Origin of the sequence: Arthrobacter sp. zg-Y769 (genome assembly GCF_020907405.1) — a bacterium.
Classification (GTDB): domain Bacteria; phylum Actinomycetota; class Actinomycetes; order Actinomycetales; family Micrococcaceae; genus Arthrobacter_B.
The window spans coordinates 290,564-311,774 of the sequence record NZ_JAJJOE010000008.1 but is presented as its reverse complement, the minus strand read 5'-3'; the positions used below and the strand labels follow the sequence as shown (position 1 = coordinate 311,774).

The 21,211-nt window shown below is 61.8% G+C and carries 23 protein-coding genes and 3 pseudogenes; 11 read left to right on the top strand and 15 right to left on the bottom strand.

Annotated elements, in window-relative coordinates:
• The first annotated feature begins 100 nt into the window (after positions 1-100).
• A complete protein-coding gene (locus LOC60_RS08055) occupies positions 101-988 on the top strand; it encodes a GNAT family N-acetyltransferase (protein WP_230024281.1) in 888 nt (295 codons plus the stop codon).
• 29 nt (positions 989-1,017) lie between these two features.
• Here LOC60_RS08055 and LOC60_RS08050 read toward each other — a convergent pair whose 3' ends face one another.
• The 6 genes and pseudogenes from LOC60_RS08050 to LOC60_RS16400 form a co-directional block, all read right to left on the bottom strand.
• A complete protein-coding gene (locus tag LOC60_RS08050; RefSeq protein ID WP_230024279.1) occupies positions 1,018-1,650 on the bottom strand; it encodes a class I SAM-dependent methyltransferase in 633 nt (210 codons plus the stop codon).
• Between the two features lie 327 nt (positions 1,651-1,977).
• Positions 1,978-2,523, bottom strand: a pseudogene (locus tag LOC60_RS08045) (recombinase family protein); the annotation flags it as partial.
• Between the two features lie 555 nt (positions 2,524-3,078).
• Positions 3,079-4,614 carry an AbgT family transporter gene (locus LOC60_RS08040; protein ID WP_230024277.1) on the bottom strand — a complete coding sequence of 512 codons (1,536 nt, stop codon included), beginning with the start codon at positions 4,612-4,614 and terminating at the stop codon, positions 3,079-3,081.
• Positions 4,615-4,667: 53 nt separating this feature from the next.
• Positions 4,668-5,471 (bottom strand): creatininase family protein, encoded by an 804-nt coding sequence (locus tag LOC60_RS08035; protein ID WP_230024275.1) that lies wholly within the window; start codon positions 5,469-5,471, stop codon positions 4,668-4,670.
• Entirely contained in the window at positions 5,471-5,902 is a 432-nt protein-coding gene (locus LOC60_RS08030; protein WP_230024273.1) for a FadR/GntR family transcriptional regulator, read from the bottom strand. The genes LOC60_RS08035 and LOC60_RS08030 overlap by 1 nt, the downstream gene beginning before the upstream one ends.
• A 36-nt stretch (positions 5,903-5,938) precedes the next feature.
• Positions 5,939-6,133, bottom strand: a pseudogene (locus LOC60_RS16400) (GntR family transcriptional regulator); the annotation flags it as partial.
• A gap of 859 nt (positions 6,134-6,992) precedes the next feature.
• On the opposite strand from LOC60_RS16400, the gene LOC60_RS08025 reads away from it, so the two are divergent.
• Positions 6,993-7,766: an SAM-dependent methyltransferase gene (locus LOC60_RS08025; RefSeq protein ID WP_230024271.1), complete on the top strand. Its 774-nt coding sequence runs from the start codon at positions 6,993-6,995 to the stop codon at positions 7,764-7,766.
• A gap of 257 nt (positions 7,767-8,023) precedes the next feature.
• The gene (locus LOC60_RS08020) at positions 8,024-8,311 is read left to right on the top strand and encodes a VOC family protein (RefSeq protein WP_442860400.1); all 288 of its coding nucleotides are present in this window, start codon (positions 8,024-8,026) and stop codon (positions 8,309-8,311) included.
• Between the two features lie 101 nt (positions 8,312-8,412).
• On the opposite strand, the gene LOC60_RS08015 is transcribed toward LOC60_RS08020, so the two are convergent.
• The 3 genes from LOC60_RS08015 to LOC60_RS08005 all read right to left on the bottom strand — a co-directional run bounded on the left by LOC60_RS08015 (position 8,413) and on the right by LOC60_RS08005 (position 9,758).
• Entirely contained in the window at positions 8,413-8,712 is a 300-nt protein-coding gene (locus LOC60_RS08015) for a transcriptional regulator (RefSeq protein WP_230024269.1), read from the bottom strand.
• Positions 8,709-9,125: a hypothetical protein gene (locus tag LOC60_RS08010; protein ID WP_230024267.1), complete on the bottom strand. Its 417-nt coding sequence runs from the start codon at positions 9,123-9,125 to the stop codon at positions 8,709-8,711. The genes LOC60_RS08015 and LOC60_RS08010 overlap by 4 nt, the downstream gene beginning before the upstream one ends.
• 84 nt (positions 9,126-9,209) lie before the next feature.
• Entirely contained in the window at positions 9,210-9,758 is a 549-nt protein-coding gene (locus LOC60_RS08005; protein WP_230024265.1) for a GNAT family N-acetyltransferase, read from the bottom strand.
• Between the two features lie 26 nt (positions 9,759-9,784).
• Between LOC60_RS08005 and LOC60_RS08000 the strand changes: the two genes are divergently transcribed.
• Positions 9,785-11,011 carry an MFS transporter gene (locus LOC60_RS08000; protein WP_230024264.1) on the top strand — a complete coding sequence of 409 codons (1,227 nt, stop codon included), beginning with the start codon at positions 9,785-9,787 and terminating at the stop codon, positions 11,009-11,011.
• 93 nt (positions 11,012-11,104) lie between these two features.
• Here LOC60_RS08000 and LOC60_RS07995 read toward each other — a convergent pair whose 3' ends face one another.
• Entirely contained in the window at positions 11,105-12,670 is a 1,566-nt protein-coding gene (locus LOC60_RS07995; protein ID WP_230024262.1) for a carboxylesterase/lipase family protein, read from the bottom strand.
• Positions 12,671-13,026: 356 nt separating this feature from the next.
• On the opposite strand from LOC60_RS07995, the gene LOC60_RS07990 reads away from it, so the two are divergent.
• The 5 genes and pseudogenes from LOC60_RS07990 (at position 13,027) to LOC60_RS07970 (ending at position 16,230) form a co-directional block, all read left to right on the top strand.
• On the top strand, positions 13,027-14,109 hold the full coding sequence (locus LOC60_RS07990; RefSeq protein WP_230024261.1) for an NAD(P)-dependent alcohol dehydrogenase: 1,083 nt from the start codon (positions 13,027-13,029) through the stop codon (positions 14,107-14,109).
• Between the two features lie 152 nt (positions 14,110-14,261).
• Positions 14,262-14,438: pseudogene (locus LOC60_RS07985) on the top strand (pyridine nucleotide-disulfide oxidoreductase); the annotation flags it as partial.
• Positions 14,439-14,503: 65 nt separating this feature from the next.
• A complete protein-coding gene (locus LOC60_RS07980; protein WP_230024260.1) occupies positions 14,504-14,809 on the top strand; it encodes an EthD family reductase in 306 nt (101 codons plus the stop codon).
• Positions 14,810-14,899: 90 nt separating this feature from the next.
• Positions 14,900-15,367: a hypothetical protein gene (locus LOC60_RS07975; RefSeq protein ID WP_230024259.1), complete on the top strand. Its 468-nt coding sequence runs from the start codon at positions 14,900-14,902 to the stop codon at positions 15,365-15,367.
• A 356-nt stretch (positions 15,368-15,723) separates the two neighbouring features.
• Entirely contained in the window at positions 15,724-16,230 is a 507-nt protein-coding gene (locus LOC60_RS07970) for a hypothetical protein (RefSeq protein ID WP_230024258.1), read from the top strand.
• Positions 16,231-16,235: 5 nt separating this feature from the next.
• Here LOC60_RS07970 and LOC60_RS07965 read toward each other — a convergent pair whose 3' ends face one another.
• Positions 16,236-16,541 (bottom strand): hypothetical protein, encoded by a 306-nt coding sequence (locus tag LOC60_RS07965; protein ID WP_230024256.1) that lies wholly within the window; start codon positions 16,539-16,541, stop codon positions 16,236-16,238.
• A 255-nt stretch (positions 16,542-16,796) separates the two neighbouring features.
• Between LOC60_RS07965 and LOC60_RS07960 the strand changes: the two genes are divergently transcribed.
• Positions 16,797-17,303: a hypothetical protein gene (locus tag LOC60_RS07960; RefSeq protein ID WP_230024255.1), complete on the top strand. Its 507-nt coding sequence runs from the start codon at positions 16,797-16,799 to the stop codon at positions 17,301-17,303.
• Between the two features lie 29 nt (positions 17,304-17,332).
• Here the strand turns inward: LOC60_RS07960 and LOC60_RS07955 are convergent, their stop codons facing one another.
• Both LOC60_RS07955 and LOC60_RS07950 read right to left on the bottom strand, forming a co-directional pair.
• Positions 17,333-17,905 (bottom strand): hypothetical protein, encoded by a 573-nt coding sequence (locus LOC60_RS07955; protein ID WP_230024254.1) that lies wholly within the window; start codon positions 17,903-17,905, stop codon positions 17,333-17,335.
• A 115-nt stretch (positions 17,906-18,020) separates the two neighbouring features.
• The gene (locus LOC60_RS07950; RefSeq protein WP_230024253.1) at positions 18,021-18,446 is read right to left on the bottom strand and encodes a hypothetical protein; all 426 of its coding nucleotides are present in this window, start codon (positions 18,444-18,446) and stop codon (positions 18,021-18,023) included.
• A 289-nt stretch (positions 18,447-18,735) separates the two neighbouring features.
• Between LOC60_RS07950 and LOC60_RS07945 the strand changes: the two genes are divergently transcribed.
• On the top strand, positions 18,736-19,461 hold the full coding sequence (locus tag LOC60_RS07945) for a hemerythrin domain-containing protein (RefSeq protein ID WP_230024252.1): 726 nt from the start codon (positions 18,736-18,738) through the stop codon (positions 19,459-19,461).
• 55 nt (positions 19,462-19,516) lie between these two features.
• Here LOC60_RS07945 and LOC60_RS07940 read toward each other — a convergent pair whose 3' ends face one another.
• Both LOC60_RS07940 and LOC60_RS07935 read right to left on the bottom strand, forming a co-directional pair.
• On the bottom strand, positions 19,517-20,671 hold the full coding sequence (locus tag LOC60_RS07940; RefSeq protein ID WP_230024250.1) for an RNA polymerase sigma factor: 1,155 nt from the start codon (positions 20,669-20,671) through the stop codon (positions 19,517-19,519).
• 5 nt (positions 20,672-20,676) lie between these two features.
• Positions 20,677-21,084 (bottom strand): YciI family protein, encoded by a 408-nt coding sequence (locus LOC60_RS07935; RefSeq protein ID WP_229952091.1) that lies wholly within the window; start codon positions 21,082-21,084, stop codon positions 20,677-20,679.
• Positions 21,085-21,211: the final 127 nt, after the last annotated feature.

Sequence of the window (21,211 nt, the reverse complement as noted above, 5' to 3'; positions counted from 1 at the left end):
GTGCTCTCTAGACATGGGTGATTGGTAGATTCGGCTCTAATCGTCGCGGAACGCGTTCCCGGTTTCGCCTGGAGCATTTTGGAGAAGGAAGACGGGGGTCATGGACGTTGTCCTGCGCACACCAGGTGTAGACGAGCTCGGCGAGATCTGCAGCGTTTTGGGGGACTGGCAGCAGGACGGGGGACCGCTGCATCTACACCCAGGCGATCTAGGCTGGTTCTCCCTACGGGGGCCCGCCGCCACGGCGGCTGCGACGCGCGTGTGGTCGCAGGGTGACACGATCCTTGCTATTGCCCTTCTCGACGGTCCCGACCTGTTGCGGTTCGCCATCGATCCGACGCGGCGCCGAGATACCAGCCTTGCCCTTCGCATCGTTGTTGACGTCAGCAACCCGCTGGCCGGAATCCTCAGCGCAGGAGCAGCAACCATCGAGGCGCGCGGTGCGGATGCTTTGATCGAGCAGCTTGCACAGAACGACTGGTCGCCCGACGATCCGTGGACACCGCTGCACCACGATATGGCAGCCTCTCCTAAGGCCTCGGGCTTCCGAATTGAGACCGTCGAACCAGAGAACACCGCTGAGTGGGTGGCTGTTCACTGGTCGGCCTTCCGAGGTACCCCGATACCTGACGAGCGCATCCAACATTTCGTAGATGGATGGCGCCTGGCTACCGAAAGCCCCTTTCTCGACGTCGCGCGCATACTGTCCCTGCGATGCCGTGACGGTCACGTCGTCGCTGTCGCCGCGGTGTGGTCCGCTGGCGGAGGGCGTCCTGGATTAATCGAACCACTAGCAGTACATCCGGAACACCGGGGCCGCGGATACGGCACAGTCATGACACATGCGGCAGTGGACGCCCTGAAGCAAATGGAGTCCTCGAGCGCCATTGTCTGCGCGGAGACCTCCAACGCGGGAGCCCTCGCCACCTATCTGGCGGCAGGATTCACGGCGCACCCGGAAGTCACCGACTGGCATCGAAGGGTCTGACACCCCTGCCCACTTGGCCTGTCTACATATCAGCGCTTCAAAATGAATATTCCGTCTGGACCGGTACCAGTGTTCAGTGCACCAGGTTTGGCATAGACGCTCACCGACCAGCCTGAGTCCTTATCGAAAGCGCCGAGGTGCCAATCCGAGAATCGATTCAATAACGGTAGCCCTGCGAAACCGGCCGCAGCATCCTGGGTCTTCGGGCCGCCCCTTGCCTCAACGGTCGTACCAACCACAAACAGACCACCATCAACCAAGAACCCACAAACGCTCCTGAAAGCCTCCTGCAAAGCCTCGTTAGAAAGGAATGCCGGCACGTTTCCCGACATCAAGATGACCTCGTATCTGTCAGGAAGACCCTCATGACACAAGCGTTCATCCGATAGTTCCTCCACAGGCAGCCGTCGATACCAACCCCTATCGAAGATGTCAGCGGCGACATCCAAAACGGCACGAGTCGGATCAATGCCGTACGCCTGATGCCCACTTCGACGCAGCGCACTAACTGCCGAGCCGATGCCACACCCAATGTCGAGAATCCGGCTGTTGCGGGGGGCCAGCATGTCTATAAACCGTGCATCGACCTCGAGGTCCATTCCTTGATCCACTAACTGGCGCATCTTTTTTGCGTAGGAATCGAGGTCAGCACTTGGCATCATGAGCATCAGACTAACTGGCGACGTGGCCACCGACGGCGTTCGTAGGGCGATCCCTCTGCGCTGCGGCATTCGGGCGGCCATACGCTAGCGGACGCAAACCTATAGGGGATTGTTTCGTGCTGTTCGAGTGGTGAGTATGGACGTCAGCAGGGACCACTAACCGGTCATGACGTAGAACCAAATCCGGGCCCCGTTGCTCAATTCGTACTGTCGCCTCGGGTGCGTTTTTCTACTCAAAGACCATGGTGGTCTCAACCGGTCAACGCACCGCGGTTTAACCAATTTTATTGACGGGGCTGCGGCATGGCCGCGATTGCTCGTCACTGCACTTCGCGGTAGATCTCTCGTTCGAGAGACTGAGAATAGTTCAGCGAGTTCGGCCTTGGTGTGCGCACCTTTCTCGCGGAGTTCAAGCAAGTGCCGGCGCTCCGAAGCAGATAACTTCGGCGTTTTACCCCGTGGCTTTGGCCACTGTCATGCCCTCGCTGGTACTCATACGAATGAGATCGGCCTCGAATTCAGCGACCATGCCGAGGACGTTGAAGAGAAGGCGCCAGACGGGATCCGTGGGGTCGTAGACGCTGGTACCCAGGCTCAGTGATACGCCCTTGCGTGTGATCTCGTCGGCGATGTCGCGAGCGTCAGGAAGGGAACGCGCGAGGCGGTCGAGTTTGGTAACAACCAGAGTGTCCCTGGATCAGACGGCAGCCATGGCCTCACGCAATCCTGGCCGCGTGCGGTTTGAACCCGGTGAGTCCGTGATCGACATAGATGTTCTCGGGGGGGGGGGGCAACTCCGAGGACCGCGAAGCCGTCCCGCTGAGCGGTGAGGTCTTGTTCGTAGGGTGAGACGCGTGCATATCCAATCTTCACCCCGATAGTGTTGCAGATAAGGTGTCCTCTCCGCGCAAATCACCGTACAGGTCTTACGTACATCGGGGTGTCAATGGATAAACAAGGTTTTGCCGGAGTGCATAAGTGCACGGTGAGGGACCGGCTTGCTGGCGGCGTTCGGGGCACTCATGTGCCTAGGAAATCTATTGTGGCCAACGTGCTCAATGTTGCGGATTGGATAAATCGAGCGCTGCGCCTCCAGGAAAACTATTCACCCAGCGGTAGGCGGTGGGCCGGGACCATTTCATTCGCCACGTGGGCGACGGGCTGACCGGATATGACGCGCTGGACCAGGACCATTCATCCGGCTGGGCTCAGGCAGGCGAGATGTGAAGACCTCTTAGGTTCGATGTGTTGCGTAACCACCAACCTAAGAGGTCTTCCCTATGTCCCGTTTAATTAAGTTCCCGTCTCAGTACTCGAAGGGCCGCCAGCAGCCGGGTTCAATAGAGTATGAGCGGATTGAATAGACCCGCCGAGCACTCGCCCCCATATCCTTCATTAAGTTGGCCATCTTGGTTTTCGTGAGTTGGCTCAACGGACCGGGGCGCCTGGGCCTAGTGGGATTCCAAGCGACCACCAGAGGAAGAACAAGCCCGTCCAACACACGGTCATGCATATAGCTAGTGGGAGCGTGTGTGAGGCAAGGGTTCCTATACCTGCACTTTTTTGGTAGCGCTGCATGAAGCCCAATGCCATGATGAAATATGGGCTCATAGGAGTAATTGAGGTTGACCCCGAGTCGGCAATCCTGAAGAGAGCTTGAGACGTCTCAGCGGGTACGTCCAAAAGCATTAGCATCGGAACAACAACAGGGGCGGTAATTGACCACATGGCTGAACCGCTTGTGATCATGATGTTCGTTAGTGAAAGCAAAACGAGCACGATGAGGAAGATCACCCAGATCGGTGCACCAATGTCCCGGAGCGACTCCGAGGAACTCACTGAAATCAGTGTTCCTATGTTCGTCCATTTGAAATAAGCGAGAAATTGCGCGATAGCGAAAAATAGAACTAAGACCGGTGCGAAAGACGCCAGGCCCTTACCCATCATCGTGGGGACATCTGCTGCTTCCTTTATTGCTCCTGTCCGATAGCCATAAACAATACCGCCCAAGCCGAAGAGTAAGGCGATGATGAAAGCTATACCATTCAGGAAGGGGGAATCGCCAAAGTCTTCTGCGTTGCCGAGCGGCGCCCCGGGCAACGCGGTGAGCATAATAAGTGCGATTATCGCCAGTGCGAGAGCGAGCATGGCCCATCGCAGGGCAACGCGCTCGTGGGTGGTAATAACAAGGTTGTCGTACTCGGCATCCTCGTCGGCCTCCAAATTCGTCCGACGAGCAAGGACTGTCTCGGTAACGACCGTGATCACCAAAGCCAACAGGAATGAGCTTGCAATATTAAAGTACCAATTGCCTATTGGGGTCACTACGATGGTCGGGTCGATAATTTGCGCTGCGGCGGTGGTGATTCCAGCAAAAATTGCATCGTTCGGTGTCGGTATTGGACTGGCGTCGTAGCCGGACGCGATGGCGGTATACGCCACCACAATTCCTAATACAGGCGAACGGCCAGCTGCTCTAAAGGCCAAAGCCCCAAGCGGTACCAAAATGACGTAAGCAGCGGCTGAGGCTACGTGAGCGACTGTCCCCATGAACGCCACCATAAAGACGATCAGCCACGCGGGAACTCGTGCAACCGAGATTTTTAAAGCTGTAGCCAGCATGCCCGTTTGTTCGGCAATAGACACACCCATAATCACCACCATGATTGTAATCAAGGGCGGAAAATCAGCATACGCCTGAGTTGCGCTTTCCAATGCCATAGCCAGCCCTGGACCGCTCAGCAGGTTCTTTACTGGCGTCCATTCACCGGTGCCTGGGTCCATGGCACCACTTCCAGCTGCTGAAAGGATGGCGCTCGTTAGTGCCAGCAGAAGTGCGAGTATCCAGAATAGCCAAAATGGATGCGGCAACGCGTTGCCGACTCTTTCAATTACGTTGAGAGCACGTATTACCCAGGGAAGACGTTCCTGAGTCGTCGTGGCTGGTGGAGTGGCTGTTGACATGGTAATACTCCTAGGATGGCGAGTGAATAGGAGGTCGGGTCGATGACGGGGCGTCAGAGAGCGAGTAGAGCCGCGGCATAGTCGGTCAGGCACTCCACAATCTCATCGAGAATTTCCTGTCCCTCTGCAGCGGTGACAGTTGTGGGATCGCCAAGAACTCCATTGGGCGCATATTTATCAAAGGTGACGGCAATATTGGGGCCAGTCGCGCGGCTCAGTCGTGCCCGCCCTGTCAATTGGTCTAGTGCAGTGACGCCCGCTCGCAAGGATTTTTGGTCCACTAAACCTGGATCTATCCCCAGCATCTGGGCGGTCTCGCTTTCTCCGGAATGACCGGAGATTTCACTTCTACCCATACGCGAGTTGGCGTTTGGGGCTAGGGAAGTTAAAGGGCTCCAGGCGAAAATAAGATCCGGATGAGTTGCTAGGAGTGATTGCTGGACGACACTCAGGGCACCATTGTTTCCACCATGCCCATTTATTACGAGGATTCGGGTCCATCCCGACTCAGAAAGGCAAACAGCAATCGTCTCGATTATCTGAATGAACAAAGCCGGGGGAAGTGTAACCGTTCCGGGCAAAGATGCGTGATGTGGAGAAACACCGTACGGTATGGCCGGCATAACCAGCGCGCGTCCAACGAAGTTTTGCGCAACACGCTGAGCAACATGCTCCGCGCGGATTACGTCGGTTGCTAGAGGCAGGCCATCACCGTGCTGCTCTACTGCCCCGACTGGCAATAGGAGTAGACGGCCTTCGCCTTGAGCGGTATGCGACTCGGGGGATGTCAACGCTCCGTACGATGTGATCGCGTCACGATCACCTGAGCAGCCCGCGGTCGGTGGCAAGAACGTCATTATTTCGCCCACCCCTCTATAACGAAGTCCTTGATGTTGCGCAGATGTTGTTCGGTACGGTGACTGGCCTCAACGGGGTCGCCTCGTCTGATGGAATCGACGATGTTCACGTGCTCTTGGTGATCGCGTACGCGGTCGTAACGGATGCGGGCAGCTTGCTGCGCATTTGACCGGAGAAGAAGCAGCGCTTCGAGCATTTCGTGAAGCGCTCGGTTGTGGGACGCCAGCGCCAATTGCTTATGAAAGTGTCCAGGGGATACGGGGGTCTGGGCAGAAAGAGCGTGGTCCAGGGCGGCATTCAACGTGTCGAGAGAAGCGTCTTCCCGACGGATTGCTGCCAAGGCTGCAATTCCGGGTTCGATGGCGATACGTGCATCCAGGAGTTCTACAACGGATTCCAGATCTTCCGGCGAATAGTAAGGATTCCTCATAATCCTTCGATCTATTTCCGTACCGACGTAAGTTCCGGACCCATGGCGCATTTCGACCGCCCCCGTCGCCTCCAGGTAACGCAACGACTCCCGGATAGTGGGGATCGTGACCTCAAAACGCTCTGCGAGGACTCGAGCGGAAGGTAGGGCAGTCCCTGGAGTCATATTTTCCGCTCGAATTGATTCTATTATTGCGTGCGTTAATCGCTCACTCAGGCTCAAACCGTGCATGCAACACCCTCCTCGGGGACCAACAAATTTAGATGCTTGTGATGGATATCACGTCATCTAATCATCTGATCACTAAGCTGGTCAAGGAGTGAGGTCTAGTGCCTTACTGCTAACGTTCGCGTCGTGGACATCTCATGGCACGTGCCAGCCCCAACCAGCGGAGACATGACTTGGACTCAACTTGCGCGACTAGTCGCGCGAATTACTTTGTGCTGCATGGTTCACCGACGCCAGGCCTTTCGATTCTCGAACCTCGGGCGCCCGTCGACTACAGCCTCGACGAGTTCTCAAAACGGACAGGTGTCTATGCGACCGAAGACCCAACCTGGGCTATCGCATACGCCGTCCGCTCAGCGTCCAGCCGTGGTTTCTTGAATGCCTGCTTCTATCCGGGCGCCAGCGCCGGGGGCCCATCGGAGCGGCGCATTTTTCTCTCAGTCGCCGGCAAGGAGAACGGCCAGGCTGCTATCAGAGCAGGAGTGGTGTACATACTTCCCAGCAGCAGTTTCACGAGAATGCCCAGCTATACGGACCCCATTCTCGGCCTGATTACAGAGTGCCAGTTCATAAGCACCAAGCCCATCCCTGTTTTGGCAGAAATTTCAGTGCAACCCGCAAACTTACCTCTCGCGCCACTACTCCACGATTTCGAAACTGTTTCCAGGTGCGCGTCTCTGGACCGACTGGGTTTTCCATGGCTTGAAGATTTGGCCTTGCTCAGCGATGCCCGTAAGCCGGGTCCCCACCGCAACGCTAAGCAACGAGGGAAAACGCGCCTGAGACGTTCCGTCTAGGGATCCAATGCCGGACAAGCAGATATACCAACAGTCGCTTCCACGAATCGTGAGAACATCACCGAGTGACCGACGACACTTCGCTTGACCTGCCGCCCCTATATGAGTCCCTGACCTGGCTTACCCCGCTTTCCGAGGAACGTGCCGCTCACCTTGTGGCGTTCTTGTCCGACCCGGCGCCGGCTGAGGTTCTGGACATGGGATGCGGATGGGGCGAACTACTACTTCGGGTTTTGACGTCCGCCCCGCAGGCACGGGGACGCGGAGTGGACAGTGCTTCCGCATCCATCGACCGAGCGAGGCAACAGGCATTGACTCGTGGGCTGCTCAACAGAGCGACGTTTGATTCGGTGCCCGGGGTAGAAGCTCAGGATCACCCCGCGGACGCTGTCATCTGCATCGGCGCGAGCCAAATTTGGGGGCCGCCGGTAGAGGACGCGCAGCCGCTCGACTACGCCGCAGCCCTGCGCGCCCTTCGAGCCCTGGTGCTCCCCGGCGGCCGGCTCGTCTACGGCGAGGCGATCTGGTCAGCAACACCTCATCCGGCGGCTACCGCCCCTCTGGCTGGACGTGATGACGAGTACCTGACAGCAGATGCGTTACGCGAGCAGATCCGCGCCGCTGGTTTCGAGGTGGTGGACGACGACCAGGCAAGCGTTCAGGAGTGGGACGTCTTCGAAGCCGGATACCGCGACAGGTTTACCCGTTGGCTAGAAACACATGATGCCTACCATCCCGCCGCAGGGCAGGTCCGTCGACAATATGAGGAACAGCGCGCTGCATATGAAGAGGGCTACCGAGGCGTACTCGGGATGGCGTATTTCTGCCTAAGGGGGTAGGAGTCCATAGCAACTCACCGTCACATGGCGCGCAGACATGCTGGCGTTCCACCGTCCTTAACGACTCCAGGTAGCTTGATGTGGTGCGGCAGAGGCTGGCTCGGGAACCTTGATGATCGTTAGTCTCAGCCCATGAGCGTATTCCCCAGGTGCTTCACACGGTTCTCGACACTACTGACGTGCGAGGACTGGCGGAGTTCTACCGTTACCTGCTCTGACTCCAGTAGCGGCCAGGAGATGAGCCCGTGGGCGAGGGCATGCCTGACGACGTCGATTGGCTCGTTCTCACTGATGCACACGGCAACCGCAAGCTTGCTTTTCAGCAGGTCGATCATTTGAAGAGAACAACATGGCCGCTGCCTGATGTGCCGATGCAGCTGCACCTCGATCTAACAGTTCCTGACCGGGAAACACTCGAGCATCACCACTCCGGGGCATTGGCGTTGGGGGCAGAGCTCCGCTTCGATCGTACGGATGACCTCAACGAGCCGTTGTGCGTTTACGCCGATCCGGCCGGTCATCCGTTCTGCGTCTTCGTAGCCTGAAGCGAGCATCACGTCCGCTGTCCGTTGAGTGATCGATAAGCGGGACGGGACCCTGCGGTGGTGTTCGCCGCGCTGGCCGCGGAAGCGGAGCCGAAGACGGACTAGGCGGTTCTTCCTGCGATATCTCGAAGGATCGCCAGATTGCGTTCCAGTGCCTGATTGCCGGCACCAGTGCTTGAAATCCAGGTCCTTACGCGACGGCCTGATTGGCGCTTCTCGATGGTGACAAACCCTGCCTCTGCAAGCCTCGTGAGGTTCTGGGAAAGGCTGGAGTCAGACAGTTCTACAGCGTCACGCAGGATATGAAACTCGCATTCATCGACGGATCGCAGGTAGCCCATAATCGAGAATCGCACGGGGGAATGAATCAGTGGGTCCAGTTCATAGCGGGCATGTGTCACCGGGATGCGTCCTTTTGCGACCAGAATTTGGCGGCCACAACAAGGAACGGCGTCGCAGCAACGGCAGAGCAGACCAAACCCAGTCCAAGGCTCTCGATATTATTGCCGAGCGTTGAGACGACCGTACTGAGGATGGCCCAGCAACCGACGGCCAGATATGTGGCGGTCTTGCTACCACGTGGGGCTGCCCGCATTCTGCTCATCGCCAGGACGGCGCAGAGCATGAGGACCAGGGTGCTGGCTGTGACAACGAGAGCATCGGGCCATCCCCAAGGCACGACCGTTCCCCCCGGAATGACGATCAGGAACATAGCTAAGCACGCCCAAGGAAACCAGCGACCATCAGTACGGGCGCGTTTTTGCGCATCAGCGGCGGCTTGGAGCGAAGCGTCGGCACGTTCTTGTTCAGTCATGAGAACAGTTTACGGTTTATAAAGTAGATGTACAGAAGTAACCCGTTTTATTCACCGCTGGTTAATAGGCCCGGTGAAGGTGCGCTAAACGCTGCGGCCCAGGCCGCCCGCGGCGTCGCCCAATGAAGAGCGGTAGCGGACCTCCGTCAGGGTGGAGCCGCCGATGACCTGTTCTTTGGTTGCTCCGTCCAGGGACATGCCCATTCGTTCGTAGAAGTTCCGTCCCCGCCGATTGGAATCCAGCACCCAGACCGAAAACGCAGTGTGCCCGCTTTCGCGCAGCTGATTGGTTGCTGCCTCCCACAAGCTGCGTCCGACTCCCGTGCCGACGTAATCCTCCAGCAGGTAGATGGCAGTGACCTCGCCGGTCTCCGATCCGGCATCTTCGTCGCCGCTGGTGTCGGCGTGGGAGAACCCCGCGACGCCCGAACCGGTCACGGCCACATGCGGTCGAGGCACCTGCCCCTCGCGGATCAATTGCTGCCAGTTCCTTGCTCTCCGCTCGGCGTCCAGCCCGTCGAGGAGGGCATCCGGCATCAGCCCGCGGTAGGCCCATTGCCAGGCCTGGACATGGACCAGCGCCAGATCCCGGGCGTCATTTTCGGTGGCTCGGCGGATTTCGACAGTCGGCATGGGCATCAGGCTATATGCTCAGTCAAATGTCCATCGGCCGTCCGTTTCGGGTGCTACTCAGTGCCAATGCCGCCTCCAATCTGGCGGATGGCCTCGCGTTCGTTTCGATCCCCCTGTTGGCTGCCTCCCTTACCAGCGACCCCCGCCTTATCGCCGGCCTCGCCGCCGTCTATGCGCTCGTCAGATTGGTCGTCGCACTGCCGGTCGGCGTCTGGGTGGACCGCACGGACCGGCGTACGCTCCTTGCCGCAGCCAACCTGTTGCGCGGCGCCTCAATACTCTCCCTGGCCGTCTGCTTCCACTTCGGTTTTGGGAGCCTGGTCCTGCTGTATGTCGCCTACGCCATCCTCGGAACGCTGGAAAGCGCGGCCGATAACGCCGCTGTTTCGCTGGTACCCGCGTTGGTGCGCGGCCAGGACCTCGACCGGGCAAACGGGCGTATCTCCGCAACCCAGCTGGTCGCGGACGAATTCACCGGCCCGCCACTGGGCGGCATACTGTTCGCCCTGGCCGCCACCGCTCCGGTGTTTGCGATGGGCGGACTCTGGGCTGCGGCAGGTTTCCTGGCGCTTGCCCTGCCGCGGACACGGCCGGTCGCCGGCCCGGAGCCCCGCCGGGCATTTTGGCAGGAAGCGTCCGACGGGCTGCGCTGGATCGCCCGGGACCGGGTTGTCGGCGCCCTCGCCCTCGTTGGGGCCCTGGCCAGCGTTGGCTACATGCTGCCTTTCTCGATTCTGGTTCTCTTCGCCCGGGAACGCCTCGGCGTCGACGACGTCGGCTACGGACTTCTGCTGTCCGCGTCCGCGGTCGGCGGGCTGGCCGGTTCGTTCCTCGCAAGCCGGCTCCGGGCCCGCTTCGGATACCGGACAACCATCCTGGCGAGCCTGCTGACGGGCGCGTTGTCACTCTTCGCGCTGGCGCTGACAACCCACCCCGTTCTCGCGGCGTTCCTGCTGGCGGTCTACATTCTGCATGCCGTGGTGTGGGGAATCTGCGCCACGTCCCTCCGGCAACGGCTGGTTCCGGACACCCTCCGCGGCAGAGTCAATGCCGGAACACGCACCCTGGGACTGCTGGGCCTCATGGCCGGATCCCTTGCCGGCGGAGCACTGGCCACCATCGATGTGGCCCTCCCGGTCGCCGCAGGCGGCGCCGTCTTCGTTGCCTGCACCGGGTTGGCCCTGCTTCTGGTCCGCAGCGGCGACGCAATGCCGGCCGAAGATGCCGCAGTGCTGGCCCCGCGACCCGGATAGGCCGCACCTTGCCCGGGTGAAGGCGGGGCATGACGACGGCGGCCAGCAGCAGGGCGGTGCCGCAGTGCTGGCCGCGCTGGTCATGGACGGAGACTAGGGTGCCGGGCTCACCCGGTCCCACAGCCCGCACCCGTGCTCGGCATCGATCGCCGCGTGACTGACCACCTGGGCGCTCGGGGCAGCGAACTGCAGCATCTCTCCCTGCGGGCGGTAGCGCGGCCACTCCGGAGCGAAGCGCGCATCCGGCCGGCCTTTGTCGGCGAAGCTGGACCAGTAGCTGATCATCTGGTCCGAGAGCTGGACCTGTTCGGTGCTGAACGGCAGTGCGGTGCCGAGGTAGTCCCACAGGTAGCCAAGGTCGTTGACGTGGGTGGCGCCGAACGGGTAATCCGTGCCGAGCCGCCAGATGGAGGTGAACGCCGGTCCGTTCCTTTCCGCGAATTCGTAGGCGTACGTCCGGGTGTCCGCCGCCAGCCGGTCCCGCAGGGTCTGGTCGCGGCAGGCACGCTGATCGCTCTGCACATCTCCCCACGCCACGGTGGGGGAGGCGTAGTTGGCGGCGGGGTAGGCCGCCGCCACCTGCGCGGCATCGTTCGGATAGGTGGTGGCGATCAGGTCGGCGAGCATTTCTTCGGTGATCGGGTTGCCGACGTAGTCGTAGGCGCCGAAGACGCTCTGCTGCGACTCATCCGCCGTTGCGCCTACGATCACGGGAAGCCTGGTGAGCCTGCCGGACTTCAACAGCTCGAGCGGGTCGGACGGGAGGACGGCGTTGCCGGCAACCGGGCCGCTCTGCCGCACCACCGTCTGGGCGGCAAGCACCTCGGCCGGAGACTTCGCCCGGAGACAGGCCAGCTCGGTCGCCGGATCGGGACAACCGATCTCCGCCGCGAACTGGGCACCGGACGTGCGTGCCGCCTGGGGTGTGCGGGCCGAGCACCCGCCGCTTTGCAGGATCGCCTGGTCGAACAGGCCTTCGGCTCCGGGGGAGGCGAGCTGTGCGCAGGTATTCGAGGCTCCGGCTGACTGGCCGGCCAGGGTGACGTTCCGGGCGTCACCGCCGAACTGCCCGATGTTCTCCTGGATCCAGGTCAGCGCGGCCTGCTGGTCGAGGAGGCCGAAGTTGCCGGCCGCACCATCCGGGTTGTCGGCTTCCAGCCCGGTGGTGTCGAGCCAGCCCATCGCTCCCACACGGTAGTTGATGGTGACGAACACAGCCTCGCTCTTGGTGATGAACTTGGTCGGGTCGGTGTCCCGGCCGGCGCCGGCAACGTTGCCGCCACCGTGGTTCCACACGAACACCGGCAGCCTTTTCGACGACGGCTCGCTCGGGCGGTACACGTTGAGGTACAGGCAGTCCTCGTTCAGCGTGGGCTGGTCATAGCCCGGGTCCCATCCGGTGCCCTGAGTGCAGGATCCGCCGAACTGGGTGGCGTCGAGAGCGCCTTCCCACGGCCCGACGTCGGCCGGGGCCTTCCAGCGCAGGTCACCGACCGGGGGAGCGGCATAGGGGATGCCTTTGAAGGAGGTGACCATCGACGTCGCCTCACCCTGTACGTCGCCCTTATCCGTCGAGACAACGGGGTAGTGGTCCCGGTAGCCCTCGTCGGGATTATGCACGGCGGGTGAATTGGCGAAGGCTGCGCCGGTTAGGGTCAAGCCGGCCGCTATTCCGGCCGCTGACCATGCACGGGCTCTTTTGGTATTCATCATTGGGTACCTCACTCATCGGCGAATGTCCGGCCGAGTATTGAGTGTTGAAATGCCCGGATCAAGCGTTTTTAGCGAGTTGGATAGGTACTTCCGGAATAAGGGCCTTTACCTGTTGTGGAACGGGAATAAGCGTGGAGCCTGAAAGGCAAAGGGGGCTCTGCCAGTGCCCCCGCCCGCGGGGGCACTGGCTAACACTCTGAGGGCTAAGTAGATTCACGACTCACAAATCCGGAGCCTGCACGCTGCAGGCGAGAAGCGTCGGCACGCAACTTAGCAAACTAGTCTGTTTTTAGGAGTCCACCATGGTTCCACCAGTTCAGATCGCGGCTCGTCCGACTCGGACCGTGAGTGCCTACGCCGCGATATCGCCCACCGACCCGCTAGTCGCTACCACGATTGAACGACGCAGCGTTGGCGCGAAAGACGTACTTATCGAGATCGCCTACGTGGGGATCTGCCACTCAGACATCCACACTGTCCGGGGTGACTGGGGTCCGGTGCAGTACCCGTTGACGGTGGGCCACGAGATCGTCGGGGTTGTCAGCGAGATTGGTGCAGACGTCACGCAGCACCAAATCGGCGACCGCGTCGGCGTGGGGTGCCTCGTCAACTCCTGCCGTGAATGCGCCAACTGCCGCGCGGGTGCCGAGCAGTACTGCCTCAATGGCAACACCGCTACCTACGGCGCCGTGGACCGCGACGGCACCATCACGCAGGGCGGGTACTCCACGCATATCGTCGTGGTAGAGGACTTCGTGCTGAGTGTTCCGCAGAGCATCCCGTACGAAGCGGCCGCGCCCCTCTTGTGCGCCGGCATTACGACCTATTCACCACTGGCGCACTGGAATGCCGGCCCAGGCAAGAAGGTAGCCGTCATCGGGATGGGCGGGCTCGGTCACATGGCCGTAAAGATTTCACATGCCATGGGAGCGGAAACCACGGTTCTCTCGCACTCGCTTAGTAAGCAGGAGGACGGGCTGCGGTTCGGTGCTGACCACTACTACGCCACGAGCGACCCGGCTACATTCGAAACCCTCGCCAACACCTTTGATCTCATCATCAACACGGTGAGCGCGAAGATCGACGTGGATGCCTACCTCTTACTACTCGGCCTCGACGGAACCATGGTGAACATCGGTGCGCCGACCGAGGTACTGCCGGTACCGGTGTACACACTGTGCAGCAACCGGCGCTCGTTCGCGGGCACTGGTATCGGCAGTATCCGTGAGACCCAGGACATGCTGGACTTCTGCGCCGAGCACAGCATCGCACCCGAAATTGAGCTCATAGCCGCCGACGCCATCAACGATGCCTACGAACGTGTGCTCGCATCCGATGTACGGTACCGCTTCGTCATCGACACGGCGACACTTCCGGCGATCTAGGCGGGCAACGAACTGCCGCACACGTTCGCGGCTGACCGCCTTCGGCGCTCATGAATGGCTGCATAATCCTGGGCTGGTGTTCCCGGTTCCAGCCGGCGGCGCCGAGGCGAACAGCGACGACGGCGTGCCGGCCGCGCAAGCATCGTCATGAGGACACCAACACGATTGCCGGGTTCACCGCCGTCGGATCTGACGTGACCGAACTGGTGCACGCCGCAATCAATGCGATCGCGGCGGAAGTGCCGATCGACCACCTGTGGCACGCCGTTCCGGCCTATCCCACGATCAGCGAAATCTGGCTCCGGCTGCTGGGGGCTGCCGCACGGTAGACAACCGTGCCACGTGCCCGGAAACTTCTACCACGCTCACTGCAACCCCGAAAGGAAAGAACATTATGCCCACCAAGATCACGTTCGTTATCGACAACCCTGCCGACCCCAACGCGTTTGAGACCGCCTACAAAGGCATCGCGGACAGCGCCAAGCAGCTCCCGAAACTGCGTCGCTACGAGGCAGGCAAGGTCTGGCCCAAGGAGGACGGCTCGCCCACCCCTGCCCACCGGACGCTTGACCTGTACTTCGACAGCTATGAGGACGCCTCGGCTGCCGTGACAAGACCTGCGGCAGCGGACCTCTTCGGTCAGCTGAAGGCCACTGGGGCCACTTTCATCGCCCTGTTCTCGGAGGTGGAAGACAGCTAGGCGGCTCCCGGGGCCGCGGTGGCTGCGGCCCTGAACGGTGCGAACATCGGCTCCACAGGGCCCGCGCGGCCCCGTAGTAGGCTTCGGGCCATGGGAACTCGGAGAAGCATCAGTAAATCGGATTACCGGCTTTACGCCCGGCCGGTGCCGGGGGAAAGCGGAGACTGGGTGGAAGTGGTGGACGACGGGGGCGAACCTCCGCAGGCATCCAGCCGGATCACCCATCCCGAAGCGGAGTTCAATGACGCAGGCGGTGACGACGCCGCTGCTGAATGGCCCTTTGACTCGGCTGCTGCTCCCAGGAGCCGGTTCAATCCCTACCTCCGTGCGGCGTGGGCAGTTGTGTCGATCATGCTTGTCCTGGGACTGTTCTGGCTGTTCGGCAACCTCCAAGCGATGACGACTATTTACAGCAGCACGGGAACCATGGGCCGGCAGGACCTGGTGTTGATGAACTTCCACTTGATGGGTGTGTACCTGCTGCCCTTCGGCCTGGCCGGCGCCCTCGCGCTGCTGATGCTTCAGGCTGCCGGATACCGTCGCGAACGCCGGGACTAACCGGCGAGCTCATAGTGCGACACGGCGCGGTCACGCTCCAGGAGGATCCAGTCGTCATCGGGATCGAAGAAAGCCCGGCCGACGTCGTCGCCCGCGAATGTGCGAACCGCGTCGACGCTTCAAGGTTTTGGTTGGTTGCTGGGATGGCTTGTGCGCCGCGTGATCTGCGCCGGGTTCACCCGTACCGGCGGGCTGCACTGATTCTGCTGCCGGTTTGGGAAAACCCTCCGCTGCGCAGCGGCAGGGATGTCCCAAGCTGGCAGGCTTTTCCCAAAACGGAGTGAATCCGCCCGGTTCGGAATAGTTAGACTTCTACTGCTGATCCTCCGGTCCGCCCGTTATCGATAGGTCTCAAAGTGTCAAAAGCGAAAGAACTCTCCGGCGTGGACCCGAGCGAGAGCGTTGTTCCGAAGGTGGCCAACGCGTGGTTGGTGACGGGCCTGCTGGGTGGCCCGGGCATTGGTGTCGTCCTCGCAGGTGTGGCTATGGATGAGACTGAGGGCGGTCCGGCAGAAGAGTTTTGGTTCGTATTGTTCCTGGTTTTTCTTCTCGCTGCGTTGGTGGGTCTTGTTGTCTCGATCCCGCTTATCGTGAAACTCAGGAAGGCACTATCCGTTGCCAACCGGAACATCGCGGAATCGCTGCGTTGGCAATACGGGTTCACAGTTGACCATCCGAAAACTTTGATCCTGACTGACAAGAGCAAGCCCCGGCTGAACCCCTACGACATACCGGCCACCGACACCTACGGGCGGCCGGTCAATATCCGGATTAGCCCGGATGAAACGGGTACCAAAGTGGTGGCCTCCATCTGCGAAGAACATCCCACGCCGGCGGCAAACCATCCGTACGAAAGGCACTAGGCCGGCTAATCGGTTAGGGAATAGTGCGACACGGTGCGGTCACGCTCCAGCAGGAACCGGTCATCCTCGGGATAAAAGACGGCCCGGCCGACGTCGGCGCCCGCGAAAGCTCGAATAGCCTCGAGGGAAACCCACAGCGAAACCGTGACAATCTCGCTGCGTCCCTCGTCCAGGCTGCGGGTGATGATCCAGGCGCCGAGGTTGCCGGCCGTGGCGCTGTACCCGTTGATCCCGGTTTCCCGAACGTATGCGACGTATGTCTCAAGATCGTCGCTGCGGACTATGCCGCGCCACGTCCGCACAATGCGCATGCCGGTCCTTCCGAAGATGGCGGGCTTCCTCATCCGCCCGTCCGGGTGAAGGAGCCTAGCGTCGGGCGGGCCGTGCGGCCAGAGTGGACGGTTGTCGGGGGTGCCATTGACGTCGGCGGGGAAGAACCGCCGGCGCTTCCGCGTCCCGCTTGATTCTGTTTAGGTTTAATCCTTGATCTGCATGAATCCGCCGTATCGTTACACCGCTACTGCTGAAGTTATTGTGCCGTCCGCCTTTTACCGTTAGGTCTCAAAGTGTCAAAAGCCAAAGAAATCCCCGGCGTAGAGGCGGGCGAAAGCCTCGTTCCCAAGGTGCCCGCGCCATGGCTGGCAATCGTGCTGATGATCGCATCGATCGCTGGAATGATCTTCGCCAGTGAAACCAGGGGAAACCCCAATGCCGAGGGTGTGGAAAACGTACTGATGCTGGGGATCCTCGTCCTTCTGGTGGTTTACGTTGTTTCTGTTGTCGTGCTCATCAGGGCCGGGATCGCTGGCAAAAGAAAACTGGCGGCGGCGAAAGGCAGGATCGCGGATATGCTGCGGCAGGAACACGGTTACACGGTGGAACATCCCAAGACGCTCATCCTGAATCTCAAGAGCACGAACACGCTGAACCCCTACGACATACCGGCTACCGACACCTACGGACGGCCGGTCAATATCCGGATCAGCCCGGATGAAACGGGGACCAAGGTGGTTGCCTCAATCTGCGAAGAACATCCGGACCCCACCACGAATAGCCGCTATCGGAGGCACTAGGCGAGGGACCAGTTTCTCTCAAATTGAACCTAGCCCTCCAGGTCGTACACCTGGGCCGGGTCGCGCTCGAGGATCCGGTCCCGCATCTCGCGTTTGAGGACTTCCAGGTGGGCCAGCTCGGCGGCCGTCTTGTCCGGCTTGGCGGTGAGCTCGATGAACTCGTCCGCGACGATGCCGTCATTGCGGATGACGCAGGTGACGGTTGCGTCCCCGGCGCTGATCTCGAACACGTAGCGGGCCAGGGTGTTGCCGCGCTCGGGCCGGGCCAGTTCCGGCAGCACTGCGTAGCGGTCGCCGGTGACCGCGCGGGTCACGAGTTCGAAGGCGTCCCGGGCGCCCGGACCGCCGAAGGGGGTGCGGATCCGGATCTCGCGGCGCTCTACGCGGCCGCCGGGGGTGCGGGCGGCCAGCTCCGGCAGCGCCCGGCCGAGTGCGGCGAAGGCATGCGCGACGCCGCCGGGGAAGCCGGGGCCGTGGTACTTCATGCAGTCGGCGAAGGTGAAGTCCAGCTGCACCCGGTCCTCCCACACGGTGAGCGTGCGCTCCGGGTTGGGGATCGGCGACGGTCCGGGACGGTCGGGGACGGCTGCGTGCTCACTCATGGGGGACTTACTCTCGGTGCGGGGAAAATCTGGCCATCAAAACTTTACCGACCTGCCGGTTTATGCGCCTAGCCGGGGCCGTTCCGTAGCGGCGTTGGGCCGGACCGCCTGTCCTTCAGTCCGCCTTCGGAAGCCGATTCATGTCTTGCCGGCCGAGCACTGCCATCAGTGCTGCGAGGGCCGTCGCGGCCGCAGTCATTGGCAGCAATGATTTGTCCGGGGACTTCCCACGCCAAGCCTGACGGATAGATTTCTCTACGGGGTAGCCGCCGCTCATTATCGCGCCCAGAATGGCGAGGGTCTTTGCGGCGGTGCGGCGCCACCTGCGGCTCAGCAGCCCTGCCGTGGCCAGCCCTTGAAGAATCAGCATCAGGCCCGGGGCCGAAAGATTGGTTCCCATGACCCACTGGTCGCGTGCGACGTGTCTGGGGTCGCCCTTGAGTTTCCAGACGTCGTAGCTGGTCCGGTCCCGCAGTGCCTTCCCGAGGCCGGCCAGACCGAGGGCAAGCTGTGCCGCCGAAACGGTAAACAAAGCCTTCATAGTGCATCCTTCAGTCGTCCGGCCCCCAGACAGCATGGCGCTAGTTTAAAGCCGTCCTTCCTTCGGCTCAACATACGCATGCCGGGACATGCAAGCCCTGCTGTGGGCGGGCCTGCGTATGAGGGGGAACCAAACGGCCCTCCAGGCTGAAGCTCGCCGTAACCCCGCTGGATTAAACCAGCTCGCCGTAACCCCGCTGGATTAAACCATTGTGCCGTGTGAGGTAGGGCTCTTATAATGTCCGCGGGGAGGCCGTGATCTTGCATCAATTCTGTAAGGGGCGATCCGAATGACTGACTTCTTTACGGCACAGCCGGGCGAGACCGCTGCTCCCTTGCCGCCGGGGCCCGTCCTCTGCACCGGGACGGTCGGAATGCGGCGCGTTCACCGTTTTTTCCTTTGGGCCTACGATGAGGCACCCGGCCTGGTGCGGTCCACCCCTATTGGCGATACGGATCGCGCCGCATACGTTGGGGAAGTGCTCGGAAACTTCGACGGCGTGCTGCACATCCACCACGAGGGTGAGGACCTGCTGATGTACCCTCAACTGGCTGGCCGGGCACCGGGGTGCGCCCTGCATGTGGCGCAGATGCTGGAACAGCATCGGCAGGTGGGGGAGCGCCTTGATCGCATCGAACCGGTCCGGCGACGCTGGATGGAGACGGCAGACGCGGCGGCCGGCGAGGAACTCGCTGAACGCTATGAGGACCTCTCCGCTCTGCTTAAGGTGCACCTGCGCCGCGAAGTCACTGAGGTGATGCCCGTGGTGGACAGGGTGTTGAGCGAAAAGGAAATGGACGCGGTCGGAAAGCACGGAATTGAACAGTTCGACAAGAAGTTTTTGGTGGGCTACCTCGGGATGATGATGGCCACGAACCCACCGGACGACCGAAAGGCTTTCTTCAAGGAAATCCCTGCGCCGGTCCGACTTGCCTACCGCCTCGTGGGGCGCCGAATGTATCGGCGACAATATTCGACGCTGTTTCCCGGGCGTGCAATTCCGGAGACACTTTAGTCTGTTCGTTGGCATCCGTGCGGTTTCCCTTTCCGCCGACCTGCCGGTTTAGCGCCTAGCCGGAGCGGTGCGGCGCACCAGCATTCAGCCGGGCGGCCTGCAGCGTCAGGTGGTCGCGTTCGGCCAGGTTCGGCGCCAGCAGCGCCGCCTCCGCATAGAGCCGTGCGGCCTGTCCGACGTCGCCGCTCTTCTCGTGCAGGTACGCCCGCGCCGCGGTGTGCCGGGGGAGCGACGCATCCAGTTCCGCCAGGGCGGCCAGGCCGGCGCGCGGCCCGTCCGCCTCGCCGACGGCGACGGCCCGGTTCAGCCGGGCGACCGGGCTGCCCGTCAGCCGGACCAGTTCGTCGTACCACTGCACAATCTGCGGCCAGTCGGTGTCTTGGGCCCTCTGTGCATCCGCGTGCAGGGCCGCAATGGCCGCCTGGGCCTGGTATTCACCGAGCCGGTCACGCGCCAGCGCCCGCTGCAGGATGGCTACGCCCTCAGTAATCAGCCGGGTATCCCAGCGGCCGCGGTCCTGCTGGGCCAGCGGAACGAGCCGGCCGCCGTCGTCGGTCCGTGCGGACCGGCGGGCGTGGTGCAGCAGCATCAGCGCCAGCAGTCCCTGCACCTCCGGATGGTCGACGGCGGCGGCCAGCTGGCGGGTGAGCCGGATGGCTTCGGCGGCCAGGTCGACGTCGCCCGAGTAGCCCTCGTTGAACACCAGGTACAGCACCCGCAGCACGGTGGCGACATCGCCGGGGGTGTCGAAGCGGACGCCGGCGACGGTCCGCTTCGCCCGGCTGATCCGCTGGGCCATGGTGGCCTCGCCCACCAGATACGCGACGGCGATCTGCCGGGTGGTCAGCCCGCCCACGGCCCGCAGGGTCAGCGCCACCGCCGAGGACGGGGACAGCGACGGGTGGGCGCAGAGGAAATACAGCTGCAGCGTGTCGTCCGCTGAGCTCACGACGCCGGGTGGAGGTTCGGCGTCGGCCTTGAGTTCACGACGACGGCGGGACGAGTCCGCGCGGGCGGCATCCAGGAACTTGCGCCACGCGACGGTGACCAGCCAGCCCTTCGGATCCCGGGGCGGATGCTCCGGCCAGGTGTGCAGGGCTTCGAGCAGGGCGTCCTGCACCGCGTCCTCGGCCGCCGCGAAGTCGGCTCCGCGGCGGACGAGGACGGCGATGACCTGCGGGGCGAGAACCCGCAGCCGGCTTTCCTCCACGGGGGTTATTCCGTGATCGTGACGGGCTGGGCCAGGAACGGACGGACCTCGATCCACTCGTGCAGCGGCTTGCCGCCGGCGGCCGGTGCCGCGGACAGTTCTCCGGCCAGTTCGAGTGCGCGGTCATAGCCGTCCACGTCGATGGCGAACCAGCCGGCGATCAGGTCCTTGGTTTCCGCGAACGGTCCGTCCGTCACCGGGGGCCGGCCCTCGCCGTCGTACCGCACGAAGGTTCCTTCGGGGGAGAGTGCCTGGCCCTCCACGTATTCGCCGTTGGCCTGCAGCCGTTCGGCATAGTCCGCCATGAACTGCATGTGGGCTGCGACTTCGTCCGGTGTCCACTGATCCATCGGTACGTTGTTGAGCGCTTCGGGTGCGCCGCGGTAATGCTTGAGCAACAGATACTTGGCCATGACGGTCTCCCTTGTTCTCCTGCAACTGTTCCCCCCACGACACGGCCATTGTGACTGTGCCTAATGCTGGGACGGAACGGGGCGGGGGATTTCGACATGGAATTGCCGGGCCGTTTCCGCGGGTTTC